General features: G+C 62.5%; 13 protein-coding genes and 1 pseudogene. 5 read left to right on the top strand and 9 right to left on the bottom strand.

Features of this window, described 5'->3' with window-relative positions; genetic code table 11:
• Positions 1–75, top strand: a pseudogene (locus tag J2Y63_RS10625) (transposase); the annotation flags it as partial.
• 16 nt (positions 76–91) lie between these two features.
• Here J2Y63_RS10625 and dinB read toward each other — a convergent pair.
• Together dinB and J2Y63_RS10615 are read right to left on the bottom strand one after the other, a co-directional pair.
• Complete coding sequence (gene dinB, locus J2Y63_RS10620) at positions 92–1,180, bottom strand: DNA polymerase IV (protein ID WP_435266064.1); 1,089 nt, start codon at positions 1,178–1,180, stop codon at positions 92–94.
• A 1-nt stretch (position 1,181) separates the two neighbouring features.
• Entirely contained in the window at positions 1,182–3,251 is a 2,070-nt protein-coding gene (locus J2Y63_RS10615; RefSeq protein ID WP_435266063.1) for an ATP-dependent helicase, read from the bottom strand.
• A gap of 220 nt (positions 3,252–3,471) precedes the next feature.
• Here J2Y63_RS10615 and J2Y63_RS10610 point away from each other — a divergent pair, with 220 nt between their 5' ends.
• Complete coding sequence (locus J2Y63_RS10610) at positions 3,472–3,729, top strand: hypothetical protein (RefSeq protein WP_435266062.1); 258 nt, start codon at positions 3,472–3,474, stop codon at positions 3,727–3,729.
• Between the two features lie 172 nt (positions 3,730–3,901).
• On the opposite strand, the gene J2Y63_RS10605 is transcribed toward J2Y63_RS10610, so the two are convergent.
• On the bottom strand, positions 3,902–4,819 hold the full coding sequence (locus tag J2Y63_RS10605; protein ID WP_435266080.1) for a GlxA family transcriptional regulator: 918 nt from the start codon (positions 4,817–4,819) through the stop codon (positions 3,902–3,904).
• Positions 4,820–4,982: 163 nt separating this feature from the next.
• Between J2Y63_RS10605 and J2Y63_RS10600 the strand changes: the two genes are divergently transcribed.
• The 3 genes from J2Y63_RS10600 (at position 4,983) to J2Y63_RS10590 (ending at position 8,666) form a co-directional block, all read left to right on the top strand.
• Complete coding sequence (locus J2Y63_RS10600; protein WP_435266061.1) at positions 4,983–5,792, top strand: SDR family NAD(P)-dependent oxidoreductase; 810 nt, start codon at positions 4,983–4,985, stop codon at positions 5,790–5,792.
• A 78-nt stretch (positions 5,793–5,870) separates the two neighbouring features.
• Positions 5,871–7,139: a beta-ketoacyl-ACP synthase II gene (gene fabF, locus J2Y63_RS10595; RefSeq protein ID WP_435266060.1), complete on the top strand. Its 1,269-nt coding sequence runs from the start codon at positions 5,871–5,873 to the stop codon at positions 7,137–7,139.
• Positions 7,140–7,472: 333 nt separating this feature from the next.
• On the top strand, positions 7,473–8,666 hold the full coding sequence (locus J2Y63_RS10590) for a TCR/Tet family MFS transporter (RefSeq protein WP_435266059.1): 1,194 nt from the start codon (positions 7,473–7,475) through the stop codon (positions 8,664–8,666).
• Positions 8,667–8,686: 20 nt separating this feature from the next.
• On the opposite strand, the gene J2Y63_RS10585 is transcribed toward J2Y63_RS10590, so the two are convergent.
• The 6 genes from J2Y63_RS10585 to J2Y63_RS10560 form a co-directional block, all read right to left on the bottom strand.
• A complete protein-coding gene (locus J2Y63_RS10585) occupies positions 8,687–9,415 on the bottom strand; it encodes an esterase family protein (protein WP_435266058.1) in 729 nt (242 codons plus the stop codon).
• Positions 9,412–10,371 carry an acetylxylan esterase gene (locus J2Y63_RS10580; protein ID WP_435266057.1) on the bottom strand — a complete coding sequence of 320 codons (960 nt, stop codon included), beginning with the start codon at positions 10,369–10,371 and terminating at the stop codon, positions 9,412–9,414. The genes J2Y63_RS10585 and J2Y63_RS10580 overlap by 4 nt, the downstream gene beginning before the upstream one ends.
• Before the next feature lie 62 nt (positions 10,372–10,433).
• Entirely contained in the window at positions 10,434–10,667 is a 234-nt protein-coding gene (locus J2Y63_RS10575) for a tautomerase family protein (RefSeq protein ID WP_256116770.1), read from the bottom strand.
• Between the two features lie 137 nt (positions 10,668–10,804).
• On the bottom strand, positions 10,805–10,966 hold the full coding sequence (locus J2Y63_RS10570) for a hypothetical protein (protein WP_256116771.1): 162 nt from the start codon (positions 10,964–10,966) through the stop codon (positions 10,805–10,807).
• A gap of 164 nt (positions 10,967–11,130) precedes the next feature.
• Positions 11,131–12,318, bottom strand: a complete 1,188-nt coding sequence (locus J2Y63_RS10565) for a saccharopine dehydrogenase family protein (RefSeq protein WP_435266056.1) — start codon at positions 12,316–12,318, stop codon at positions 11,131–11,133.
• A gap of 27 nt (positions 12,319–12,345) precedes the next feature.
• Positions 12,346–13,851, bottom strand: coding sequence for an aldehyde dehydrogenase family protein (locus J2Y63_RS10560; RefSeq protein ID WP_435266055.1), 1,506 nt, complete (start codon positions 13,849–13,851; stop codon positions 12,346–12,348).
• Between the last annotated feature and the right edge of the window lie 67 nt (positions 13,852–13,918).

The following is a 13,918-nucleotide window of genomic DNA, read 5'->3' as shown; positions in this document are numbered from 1 at the left end:
ACCCGATACGACCGGTGCGCGCATACTTTCTTCTCAGCCATCTGCATCGCAGCAACCGTCATCTTCTGGCTTTAATCAATGAGTCCTGAGCCTAGATTTGCAGCTCGAGCTGGTCAGCATTGCTTACCTCGTCGTCAACGAAAGACGAAAGCGTCACGCCGAGCAGACGGATGCCTTTCTCGGTGGGAAACAGAGGATCAAGAAGGGACTGGCTGACGGCTTCGAGAACACCCATCGCGCCAATCGGCGCCGCGGTTGTTTTGCTTCGGGTAATGATCTGGAAGTCGGCGTATTTGACTTTCAGTGTCACTGTACGGCCATGGACGCCGTTGCTCTCACAATGACGCCAAACCTTGGCTGCGAGCGGTGCGATTTCGTTTCGAGCAGCATCGAGGTCGAAGATATCGACCATGAACGTGTCTTCTGCGCCGACGGATCTGCGGGGTCGGTCCGGCTGGACTGCTCGACGATCAATGCCGCGGGAGATATCATAGTACCAGGCGCCTGACTTGCCGAAATACTCCTGAAGAAAGGCAAGCGATTTCGCTTTGAGGTCTGCACCGGTCAGGATCCCAAGCCGCTCCATTTTTGCGGCGGTCGCCGGCCCAACGCCGTGGAACTTCTTCACCGCGAGCGCCTCAACGAAGGCCGGTCCATTCTTCGGCGTGATCACCGCCTGGCCGTTGGGCTTGTTGAGGTCCGATGCCATCTTGGCGAGGAACTTGCAATAGGAGATGCCTGCGGAGGCGTTGAGGCCGGTGACCTCCTTGATGCGCGCCCGGATCATGGTGGCGATCTCGGTTGCGACAGAAATCTCCCGCTTGTTGTCCGTGACGTCGAGATAGGCCTCATCAAGCGAGAGGGGTTCGATCAGGTCTGTGTGTTCCGCAAAAATTTCCCTGATCTGCTTGGAAACAGCACGGTAGACATCAAAGCGAGGCGGCACGAAGATCAAGTCCGGGCAGCGCCGTTTCGCCGTCACCGAGGGAAGTGCCGAGCGAACGCCAAAGGCGCGGGCTTCATAGCTCGCCGCGGCAACAACGCCGCGCGCGGCCGACCCGCCGACGGCGACGGGCTTGCCGCGAAGCTCCGGATTGTCGCGCTGTTCGACAGACGCATAGAAGGCATCCATGTCCACATGGATGATCTTTCTGACTATCGTTTGGATCTCATCGCTCATTTCACTTCCACATGGACCGCATGCGGGCACCCACGTCGATCCTGATCTGCCGGGCGCTGCGCTCGCTGGCGGCGGCGGAGACCTTCGGCCAACTCGTCACCTCGAAATACTGCAGCAGGGTCACGGGAATAAACCGCGTCCGTGAGGCATAGACATGCCGGTCACCCTGAGCGTCCTGGCCATGGGTGAAGAACCGTTGCGGCGTGATGAGCGAAAGATTGTCGCGCGCTCGAGTCATGCCGACGTAGAGCAGGCGTCGCTCCTCCTCCATCTCCGCGGTCGTGCCCACGCCGAGATCGGACGGAATGCAGCCGTCGACGACGTTAAGCATGAAGACTGAGCGCCATTCTTGACCCTTGGCGGAATGGATCGTCGAAAGGATCAGATAGTCCTCGTCGAGATGCGGAACGCCCGCCTGGTCACTGGTCGCGCTCGGCGGATCGAGCGTCAGCTCGGTCAGAAACCGTTCCCTACTTAGGTAGCCTGCCGCAATCTGCTCGAGTTGCAGGAGATCGGCTTTGCGGGTGTTAGCATCTTCATGGATACGATCAAGGTGAGGCTCGTACCACGACCGCGCCGTCGCAACCTCGCCCGGCCAACCGCTATCGGCGTTCCTCAGGCCGGAAAGCAGCGTGATGAGGGCAGGCCAGGCCTCGCCTGTCTTGGGCGGCCGCGGGATCTCGGCAAGCGATAGCAAGGGCTCAGGATCAGCGCTGATCGTGTCGAGGATTTTCGCTGCCGTCTGCGAGCCGACCCCCGGCAATAGCTTAAGAAGGCGGAAACCCGTCACCCGATCGCGGGGGTTCTGCGCAAAACGCAGGATAGCAAGCAGATCTTTGACATGCGCGCTGTCTAGGAATTTGAGCCCCCCGAATTTCACGAAGGGAATGTTGCGCCTTGTCAACTCAACCTCAAGGGTGCTGCTGTGATCGGAAGCGCGGAACAGGACGGCCTGTTCCTTCAGCGTCATGCCGTCCTCGCGGTTCGCCAGCACCTGCTCGACGATGTAGTTCGCCTGATCCGTCTCGTCCTTCACGGTCATGAGCATGGGGCGTTGCTCAGATTCGCGGTCTGTCCAAAGATTCTTGGTGAAGCGCTCGCGAGCGAGGTCGATGACGCCGTTGGCCGCGGCAAGGATCGGCTGTGTCGAGCGATAGTTGCGATCGAGCGTGATGACATCGGCCGGCTTCGGCGAGAACTGGTTCGGAAACTCGAGGATGTTGCGCACGGTCGCAGCGCGGAAAGAATAGATCGACTGGGCATCGTCACCCACGACCGTCAGGCCGCGACCCCCCGGCTTCAGACCCATCAGGATTGAGGCCTGCAGGCGATTGGTGTCCTGGTACTCGTCGACAAGAACGTAGTCGAAGCGCCCACCGATATCGTCGGCAAGCTCCGGGTCAGACATGACCTGCGCCCAGTAGAGCAGCAGGTCATCGTAATCGAGGACATTCTGCATCTGCTTGGCCTCGACATAGCCGGCGAAAAGCTGCTTCAGCTGCTCCTCCCACCCCAGCACGTAGGGATAGGATGCCTTCAGGACTTCGTTGATCGAACTCTCGGAATTGACGACGCGCGAGTAGATAGCAAGGCACGTTCCCTTGGTCGGAAAGCGGCTTTCCGTCTTCGAGAAACCAAGCTCATGGCGAACGAGATTCATCAGATCGGCGCTGTCCTCGCGATCATGGATCGTGAAATCGACGTTGAGGCCGATCTGTTCGGCATACATCCTCAGCAGCCGTGCGCCGATACCATGGAAGGTGCCGGCCCAGGCCATGGCGTCCGTCATGACCGCAGCATTTTCGCCGAACACCTGCCGGCAGATGCGCTGAACACGCCGCGCCATTTCCGAAGCGGCGCGGCGAGAAAAGGTCATCAGCAAGATACGGCGTGGATCGGCGCCATTGACGATGAGATGGCCCACGCGATGGGCCAGCGTGTTGGTCTTGCCCGAGCCTGCGCCGGCGATGATCAGCAAAGGGCCACCGGTGACTCCATCGGGCAAGCCAATGCCATGCTCGACTGCCTCGCGCTGACGGTCGTTCAGTTTCTCAAGATAGGCTGCCGTCATGTGAAACCAATTTTCCTAAGAAAAAATTCCGGACCCGTTCGGGTTTCCCATTCTTTTGATTGGCCGTGTGGCGTTCACAAATTCGATTTGTCAAAGGCAGCCACCGCGATCGGGAACGCGAATCTTTGCAAGACCATTGTACGGGCGAATCGCTGTCATGCTAAGCGGTATGGATCCATCAATAGGCCTATTGGGAACGGAGTGCGAGAGCAGCCTGCCGATGAGCAACAAGCTGCCTTTTCCAGTAAATATCGCCACGACAAGGACGTTTGCCAGACGAAAAGGATTGGTAGCGCAGCAGCAAACACTCCAACCTGGTCTTGGATCGAGAGTTGAACGGTCGCTCTTGCAAATGCTGCGACGCCAGATCAATCTGGGAGTGGGTGCGCTTCAGGGTTCGTTCCTTGCAAGCGATAAACCGTTGTTATCTGTTGCAAGTCGCACTTCATCCTTGAATCCGCCCGATCGAGGTTTATGAGTCACATAAGCTGAATTATGGAACAATTGCTGCATTACTCTTCAGCCATGGAAAAAGTGGTCTGGCGTGAAACGCAGATCGGGGAATCGTATAGAACTTGATATCTTCAAGATCTCGTCGAGTGGGTGCGGCCACGCATCAGCAGATGCGCTGATCGAGAGAGCGAGCTGCCCTAGCCTGGAATATCCTCCGCCATCGCGCCGCGGGCGTTGCGGCGGATCGCCTGGGGTGGCTGGCCGAAGGTGCGCACGAAGGCGCGGCGCATTCGCTCGCGGTCGGCAAAGCCGGTCTCGGCGGCGACCACTTCGACCGGATGCCGGCTTTGCGCCATCATCATGCGTGCCGCCTCCAGCCGCAGGTTCTCGACCGCCTTGGCCGGGGTCTGGCCCGTCTCCGCCCGGAAGGCGCGGCTGAACTGGCGGGGGCTCAGATGCGCCACCTCGGCTAACTCCTCCACGCTCAGTGCGGAGCGCAGGTTGTTTCGCGCATAGGTCAGCGCGGTCTGGATGCGATCCGATTTCGGGGTCAGTGCGAGCAGTTCGGAATGCTGCGACTGGCCGCCGCCGCGGCGATGGTAGAGCACGAGGCGCTGGGCCACGGATTGCGCCAGGTCAGCGCCAAAATCCTTTTCGATCATGCCCAGCGCCATGTCGATGCCGGCGCTCATTCCCGCCGAGGTCCAGATCGAGCCGTCGATGATGAAGATCCGGTCCTCCTCGACGCGGATCCGGGGATAGGCCGCCTGAAGCTTGCGAGCGGCCAGCCAATGGGTCGTCGCGCGCCGGCCGTCGAGCAGGCCCGCTTCGGCGAGCACGAAGGCGCCGACGCAGATCGCCGCGACGCGTCGCGTCGTATGAAACGCCTCCCGCGCAAAGGCGACAAGGGCCGGCGGCGTGGGTTGAAGATCGACCCCCGTGCCGAAGATCAGCGTGTCGTGCCCGGGAGTGCCGATCGGCTGCGTATCGATGGTGTTGCCCAGCGAGGTGGCGAGCGGGCCGCCCTCTGCGGACAGGAAATCGATCGAATAGAGGGGTTCGCCGGCCGTGAGATTGGCGAATTCGAACGCCGAGGCCGCCGCGAGGCTCATCATCTGGAAGTCGGGCGACAATACGAAACCGATCCGCAGCACGGGCCTGTCCTCTTCATGGGCTATGTCCTTAATAGTGGCATATATGACATTTGAGACAAAGGAAAGGCGGCCTACTCTCCTCCCATGCCCTGGAACTGGTCCAGGCGTTCCAAGGAGATCCAACATGTCGACCACACATATGGGTACGGCGCTCGTGACGGGCGCTTCGTCAGGGATCGGCGCCATCTATGCCGACCGGCTGGCCAGGCAGGGTTACGACCTGATCCTGGTGGCGCGCAGCGCCGACAAGCTGAGGAGCCTCGCCTCCGTGATCAGCGACACGACCGGCCGATCGGTCGAAGTGGTGCAGGCGGACCTTGGCCGCGGCGACGACCTGCGGCGGGTGGAACAGGTGTTGCGCACCGACCAGAGCATCACCATGCTGATCAACAATGCCGGCGTCGGCGCCGCCGCACCGCTGCTCGACGGCGATGTGGACGCGATGCAGGCCATGATCGACCTCAACGTGACCGCGCTGACGCGGCTGACCTATGCCGCGGCGCCTGCCTTCGTGGCGCGCGGCGGCGGCACGATCGTCAATATCGCGTCTATCGTGGCTGTTGCGCCCGAACTGCTGAACGGCGTCTATGGCGGCAGCAAGGCTTTCGTCCTCGCCTTCTCCCAATCGCTCCACCATGAACTCGCCGACAAGGGCGTGCGCATCCACGCGGTGTTGCCGGGTGCCACGGCGACCGATTTCTGGGCGGTCGCGGGCGTACCGATCGAGCATCTGCCGGGCGAAATCGTCATGCCGGCCACGGCCATGGTTGACGCCGCCCTCGCCGGCTTCGCCGCCGGGGAACTGGTGACCATTCCCGCCTTGCCTGACGCCGCGGATTGGGAGCGGTTCGAAGCGGCACGCGTGGCGCTCAAGCCCAACCTGTCGCACTCAAGCCCCGCCGCGCGCTACGCCGCCCAACCGGCGGTCGCCTGAATTCTCAAGCAAGAGATCTGAAATGCGTAACGACAGTAAAAGCGGATCGGCGCGCCTGTCGCACAGTCAGGAGCAGCAATGCGTCGCATCGTGATAACGGGGATGGGCGCCCTCAGCCCTTTGGCGGCGGGAGTCGAGGCGACATGGTCGCAACTTCTTGCCGGACACTCGGGGGTTCGGCGTCTTCCCAAAGACATTGTCGCCGATCTCGGCTGCAAGATCGGCGGAACGGTGCCTTCACTGGCGGATGATCCGGCGGTCGGCTTCGACCCCGATCGAACCGTGCCGGCGAAGGATCAACGCAAGATGGACCGCTTTATCCTCTTCGCCCTGGCCGCGGCGGCCGAGGCGCTGGAACAGGCGGGCTGGACGCCGGTTACACCGGGCGAACAGCAGCGCACGGCCACGGTGATCGCCACCGGCGTCGGTGGGTTTCCGGCGATTTCGGAAGCGGTGCGCACGGCCGACCAGCGCGGCGTGCGGCGGCTGTCGCCCTTCACTATCCCCTCGTTCCTGGCAAACCTTGCCGCCGGCCAGGTCTCGATCCGCCACGGGTTCAAAGGGCCGATCGGCACGCCGGTAACGGCCTGCGCCGCCGGCGTCCAGGCGATCGGCGACGCCGCGCGCCTCATCCGGGCGGACGAGGCCGACATCGCGATCTGCGGCGGGACGGAAGCCTGTATCAACGCCGTCAGCCTGGGCGGTTTTGCGGCGGCGCGGTCCGTATCCACGGGTTTCAACGAGACGCCGCAGCGTGCCTCGCGGCCCTTCGATGCCGACCGCGATGGCTTCGTCATGGGCGAAGGCGCAGGCATCCTCGTGATCGAGGCGCTGGACCATGCCCTGGCACGCGGGGCGAAACCGATCGCGGAGCTCGTCGGCTATGGCACGACGGCCGACGCCCACCACATCACCTCCGGCCCAGAAGACGGATCGGGCGCGAGGCGCGCCATGGAACTCGCCATCGCGCAGGCGGGCATCGCGCCGCGGGACATCGGCCACCTGAATGCCCATGCCACCTCGACGCCCGTGGGCGACAGGGGCGAAATCGAGGCCATCAAGGCGGTGTTCGGGCGCGATGGTCAGATCGCCGTAAGCGCGACAAAATCCGCAACGGGGCACCTTCTCGGTGCGGCGGGCGGGCTGGAAGCCATCTTCACCCTGCTCGCGCTCCGCGACCAGATCGCGCCGCCAAGCCTGAACCTCGAAACGCCCGACCCTGCCGCCGATGGCATCGACTTCGTCACCGGCCGGGCACGGGCGATGGCGTTCGACCATGCCATTTCCAACGGTTTTGGTTTTGGCGGCGTGAATGCCAGCGTCCTGTTTCGCCGATGGGTGGGGTGAACGACACGAGATAACGAGGCCGGCCCATGAACGGGCCGGCCTCGGCAGAGGCGACACCGGGTCGTATTGTTCATAAAAGGGACTTGCCGCGCAACGTCGTCAGGCGTAAATGGCGTTTACCGCGAAAAGCGGCTGCTTCCCTTGATCCGCCCACTGGCGGAGTAAACAGGTGGACGAATTGTCGTCCAGGCGGCCAAGCACACGCCCTCCATGCATTTTTGAGCATGGTTCGGCCAGCGTTCCCAAGAAACCCATCGCCTGAGATCCCTCAGGCCCAATCGCAAGCCATTCGCGCCTCGCGGCGTCGTGCGCTTGCGTCGACCGGAACCCGCTATGAACAAATCCCTCATTGTCATCTTCACCGCCATTGTCCTCGATGCCGTCGGTATCGGCCTCATCTTTCCCATTCTCCCCTCGCTGCTGCAGGAGGTGACACACGCCGACAACGTGGCGCCCACCATCGGCATCATGACGGCGCTCTATGCGATCATGCAGTTCATCTTCGCACCTGTGCTCGGCTCGCTGAGCGACCTGCTCGGCCGGCGCCCGGTCCTGCTGATCTCGCTTGCCGGCGCAGCCATCAACTACCTGTTCCTCGCTTTCGCCCCCAGCCTCTGGATGTTGCTGCTCGGCCGCGCCATTGCGGGCCTGACGAGCGCCAATATCTCGGTCGCGACCGCCTACATCACCGACATTTCCCCGGAGGACAAACGCGCGCGCCGCTTTGGCCTCTTCAACGCGATGTTCGGCATGGGTTTCATCGTCGGCCCCGTGCTCGGCGGCGCGCTGGGTGATTACTGGCTGCGGCTGCCGTTCGTCTTCGCGGCCGTGCTGAACGGCTGCAATCTCCTGCTGGCGTTCTTCGCGCTGCCGGAATCGCGCATCCCGACCCGCGAAAAGATCGACCTCGCAGCGCTCAATCCGCTCCGACCGCTGCGCTGGGTCTTCTCGGTGAAGCGCCTGCTGCCGATCGTCATCATCTTCTTCGTCTTCAGCGCCACCGGCGAGGTCTACGGCACCTGCTGGGCGCTCTGGGGCAGCGACACCTTCCACTGGAGCGGGCTCTGGATCGGCCTTTCGCTCGGCACTTTCGGTGTCTGCCAGACGCTAGCCCAGGCCTTCCTTCCCGGCCCTGCCGTCAAACGTTTCGGCGAACGCGCCACCATTCTGACGGGCGTCGCCGGTGCGTGCGTGGCGCTCATCGTCATGGCCTTCGCCACCGAGGGCTGGATGATCTTCGCGATCATGCCGGTATTCGCGCTTGGCGGTATCGGCGTGCCGGCGCTGCAATCTCTCGCGACCCGCCAGGTGGACGAGAGCCAGCAGGGCCAGTTCCAGGGCGTGCTGGCGTCGGCCGTAAGCCTCGCCTCGATCGTCACTCCATTGGGGTTCTCAAGCTTCTATTTCGTCGTCAGGGAGGAATGGCCGGGCGCGATCTGGCTGTCGGTCGTCGTCGTTTACGCGATCAGCGTGCCCCTCGTGCTTGGCTTGCGCTTCAAGAGGCCCGTAGCGGCTCCGGCACTTTAGAAAGGCGCTACGAGCGCTGCTTAAATATAGAGCGGCGCCATTCTCCGCCACGCACCAGCACGGTGGGCGCGGCCATCCCAGAAATGCAGCTGGTGGCCAACGCCCTTGTCGGTCAACACCTGGCTGAGATGGCGGTTGTTGTCGAGGAACGGATCCTCGTTGCCGATGGTCAGGACGATGTCCACCTGCTTGAGCCTGTCCAGCCGCCAGTCGCAGGAAAGCTGCGGCAGAAAATGGGTCGGCGTGTGAAAATAGATGGTGTCGTCGTAATAGCCACTGAAGAGGTCGTCGAAGCTTTCAACCTTCAATGTCAGGTCATAACGGCCTGAAAAGGCGACGAGCTTGCGGAACAGATGCGGGTGGCGGAACACCAGGCTGGCAGCCTGGTAGGCGCCAAGGCTGCATCCCTGCACGATGGTGCAGTCATGTGCATTCTTCTGCGCCATCAGCGGCAGCACTTCGTTGAGCACATAATCTTCAAGTGCTGCATGACGCCGGATGCGATCCGCCGGATGCCGGTGGGCGCCATAAAAGCTCTCGTTGGCCAGCCCGTCGATGCAATAGAGCTGAAGATGGCCGGCCGAGAGCTTCTCGCCGAGGCTGCCGACGATGCCGAGCTGCTCATATTCCCAGAACCGCCCGTCCCGTGTCGGAAACATCAGCACCTTGGCACCGGCATGGCCGAATACCAGGAGTTCCATATCGCGATGAAGCCTGGGGCTGTACCAGCGGAAATATTCGCGGTTCATGGCGCCCTGAAGAGTTTTCCGATCTTCTCTCGCAACAAAGCTCTCTGTGCTGCGGCGCCAACGTAGTCGAAATGACCTGCGTCCAGTATGAAACTTTCGTTAAATTTCGGCGGTGCATTTGCCACGGCGAACTGGCAGGGCGGGGCCACCGCGGGATCAAAAAGCGCCGGCGCCATCAGCATCGGCACGCTAATGCGCGCCGCCGCCGTCGCCGCATCGAACAGGCGCAGATTTTCAAGCACACCGGGATGCCGGCGCTGGTAGATCTGCACGGCCTGCGCGCTGCCGGTGGTGGGCAAGGTCAGCCACAGCGGCCGATGCCCGAATGTCGGCACTTCCAGATATCCGCGGTCGATCCTCTCATCGAACGGAATGGCCAGCGCCCCGATGCCGCCGCCGAAGCTGATACCGCTATAGCCGATATGCCCGGCGGTCTCGGGAAATAGGCGGACGAGCGCGGAGACGGCAAGCCACAGGTCCTCGACGCAGCCGGCGATGATATAGTCGTCGGGTTTGTCGATGTCGTTGAGGACGTGCCATGCCGGGCTTTCAGAAATCGGCGGCCTTGCGCTGCGCGACAATCCCCGGAAACACGGAAACAGGATCGCTGTCTCCTCGACCGGGATATCGAAATCCGGCTGCTCCCGACCACCGTAACCATGGCCGACCACGAGGGCGCGCCGGACGATGCCGGTGCGAGGAACAAGCAGCCATCCGCCGATCTGGAAGGAGCCTGTCGAAGTGTAGACGATGTCGCTGACCTGCCAGTCCGGATGGCTGGCCGTGCTCCCGCTGAGGGATGGCATCGGATCGACGGCAAGCGCCTTGCGATAGCGCGCCTCCCAGAATGCCGCGAAACCTTCCGGCGCTGGGGGCGGCCGGATGGCGAGAAGCTGTTCGAGCGTCATGCCATAGGTCGGATCGAAGTCGAAAGGATGGGTCGTCGGAACGCTCATGGGGCCGGCTTTGCTGCGGAATCGGACAACCTGAATACCATGAGTTGCCGATCCGGCGGATATCAGGCTTCGGGGCCGTATCCCGGCATTCTGTATATCGTGGCGGAGCGCTCCTGGATGTCAGGCCCGTAGACCTTGGCCATCCACTCCTCGTCCTTGAAATCCTCGATCGCGACGGACACGAGATTTTCGCCGCAGCCCAACGATTCCGTCACGGCCCTTGTCAGCGCTTCGGTGAGCGCCTGCTTCTGCTCTTCGGTGCGACCTTCGAGCATTTTCAATATGACGTGCGGCATCGTGGTCTCCTCAACAGCCGAGCGTGCGTTCGACGCTCCGCGGCGATTCTTATCGCCGCATCGGCAAGCTGAGAAGGGGCCGCTGAAAGTAAGCGGCGCGAGACCTTGATATGGATTTGAAATCAGGGGGAAAGTTGTCAGCCGACGAGGCCGAAGACGACGGCGCTGACGAAGAGGAAGGCGACGACGACGGCGATGTTGCTGACGAGGACCTGCCGCTCTGCGCGGCGCGCTCTGCGGTCGCTGGTTGCGCTGAAGGAACCATAGGTGGAACGGCCGCCGAGTTTCGCATTGCTCATTCGCAATCATCCCTTGCTATGGAGGCCGGATTTTCCGGTCTCTCCGTGGCGGACATTCATGCCCGCCCGTTCTCTGGAGATGATTTATATATTATCCCTATAAGATTGGTAGGGTATTTTTTCTCATTTTCGCCACACTCGTGAATTCGCCTTTCACACTTTCGTCATGAGACAATTTTTGCGATGCGGAATTTCCGTTTTTCCAGTTCCGGAAAATAGGTCGCGACGTCGAAATAGCTTTCAGGTGCGTGCACGCCCGGCTTCTTCGGATTGGCGAGAATGAGCTGAGCGGCGATGGAGGCATTCATCGATGTGCAGGCATCGACATAGGGTCCATACATCGGATCCGGCGAGACCGTCACCTCGACCCGAACGGTGCGCTCCACGCCGTCCTTGCGGCCGCGGCCGATGGCGAAATGGATTTCGTGGCTGTCCTGCGCCGGGATCTTTTCCGCATTCTTGCGGATGTTGCGTTCGATCACCTTGTTCAGCACGTCGAGCGGCTTGACCTTGACTCCGCCGATCTCGACTGGCTCGTCGAAATCGCCGAAGCCGGCCTTTACCAGGCCGATCCAGGCCTCGTGCTCGCGATGCGGCAGGTGCAGCTTCCAGGAGAATTCCCGAATGCCCTTCTCGCGGATGCCATCGGCGAGCGGCACGGTGAGCTGTTCGGAATGCGGCGAATGCAGGAATTCGCAGCGTCCCCAGGGCTCCGGCAGGTCGAGAAACTCGCTGCCGCTCATCGGCGCGCATTCGACATGTTTGCCGTCGTAGAACTGCGTACTCGGATGGGCATATTCGGCAAGCACCGTCGAGACGCTGTAGGGCGGCACGAGGACGGGGTTTTCATCGCCGGTAAGTTCTGCCGCCCAGTAGAGGTTGATCCTGTCGATCTCGTCCAGCTCGTCGGCGACCGCCCGGCAGATGACGTTCGACATGCCCGGATCCGCACCGCAGCCGATGACCGCCGGTACGCCCGCCGCCTTGAAGCGCTCGTGCTCGGCCAGCTGCTTGACGGTGTAGGTGCCGAGGCCGCCGAGATCCATGTAGGGCACCTTGAGGGCGAGTGCGGCCTCGAAAATCCTCATCTGGAAGCCGAGCAGGGTCGGCACGCAGTTGATGCAGATGTCTGCGCCGGCAATCGCCGCATTCAGCGCGTCCGGGTTCGTCACGTCGAGATCGACAAGCGTGATGCGCGGGTCGCCGAGTTCGCGCGCCAAAGCCTCCATCTTCTCCCGCGAAGCGTCGCAGAGGCGGATGGTGGTAATATCGATGATGGCGCGGTCGGAAACCAGGTCGCGCACGATGCCCGCGCCCATGAAGCCCGCGCCGCCGAGAAGGGTGATGATCATTGTATTTTCCTCAAAAAGTTGCCCGTTTCAGACGTGCTTGCGCCCGCCCTCCTCGTAGAACCAGTCGTCCGGATAGGGATACCACCAGCTCTGGATCATTGGCTTGTGGTCGATGATGACCATCTTGGAGCGGCGGAAAGCATCGAGGCCGAGTTTCGAAAGCTCGCGGCCGAGGCCGGATTTCTTCCAGCCGCCGAAAGGCAGCGCGTCATTGTCGATCAGCGGGTTGTTGACCCAGACCATGCCCGCCTCCAGCCGGTCCGCCGCCTCCATCGCCTCTTCGAGCGAGGTGGTGAAGATAGAGGCGCCGAGGCCGAACTCGCTGTCATTCGCCCGCTTGATCGCCTCGTCGAAGTCGGCTACCCGCATCACCGCGGCGACGGGGCCGAAACATTCTTTCCGCATGATCGCCATGTCCGGCGTGCAACCGGTGAGAATGGTCGGCTCGTAGAACCAGCCGGTCGGCTCGCTCGCGGGGATCTTTCCGCCGATCACGGCGGTGGCACCCTTGGCCTTCGCATCCTCGACGAGCCGGATGACCTTCGCCCGCGCCGCCTCGCTGACCAGCGGCCCGATTTCCGCGCGGGTAAGGCCGTTGCCGATGCGCAGCCGCTTTGTCTCTGCCGTGAATTTTTCGATGAAGGCATCGTGCACCGCATTGACGACGAAGAAGCGCTCCGCCGAAGTGCAGACTTGGCCGGACATATGGAAGGCTGCGGTAACGGCGCCGGCGGCCGCGACATCGAGCGGCGCATGCGCCGTGACGATCATCGGATCGGACCCGCCCGCCTCGATCACCGCCGGCTTCATCTCCCCCGCCGCCGCCATCGCCACAGCCTTTCCCGCGGCAACCGAGCCGGTGAAGGCCACTGCATGGGTTTTCGGCGAGGCGATCAGCGCGCTGCCGAGTTCGGCGCCGCCCGGCAGGCAGGCGATCAGGCCGTCCGGCAAGGCCTCAAAGACAGCCATGAATTCCAATGTGGAGAGCGTCGTCGCGGGTGCCGGCTTGATGATGCAGGCATTGCCGGAGGCCAGCGACGCGGCGACCGTCCAGCACATCAGCAGGATCGGGAAATTGAACGGCATGATATGCACGCTGGTGCCGAGCGCCTCGTAGCGCGCATGCTGGAAGGAGCCAGCCTGCGTCGTGCCGGCTACCTTGCCGGCCTCGTCGCGCGCCATTTCCGCGAAATAGCGGAATGCGCCGGCGCAATTGGCAACCTCGCCGATCGCCTCGGGATAGGGTTTGCCCATCTCGCGCGACATCAGTTCCGCGCAACGCCGCATATCCGTCGTCTCGATGCGGTTGGCGATACGGTGGAGGACCGTCGCCCGTGTCTTGGCATCGAGCCGCTTCCAGTCGCGTTGCGCCTTGGCGGCGTCGTCCAGCACCGTCTCCATCTCCGCCAGCGTGGTATCGGCGATGGTGCCGACGGTCGCGAGCGTCGCGGGGTCGATCACCGTGTGGCGCGTGCCATCGCTCGGGAGATAGGCCGGATGCCGGTAGAAGACGGGTTCGGCGGGGTTGAACATGGCATTTTCCTTTGCTGTCGGCGGGCGCAGCAGCCCCCTCACCCTGCCCTGTCCCCGAGGGGAGAGG

Source organism: Shinella sp. BE166 (genome assembly GCF_051201095.1).
GTDB classification, from domain to species: domain Bacteria; phylum Pseudomonadota; class Alphaproteobacteria; order Rhizobiales; family Rhizobiaceae; genus Shinella; species Shinella lacus.
Note: the sequence above shows the minus strand (reverse complement) of the source record. Positions and strands in the feature narration are given on the sequence as shown.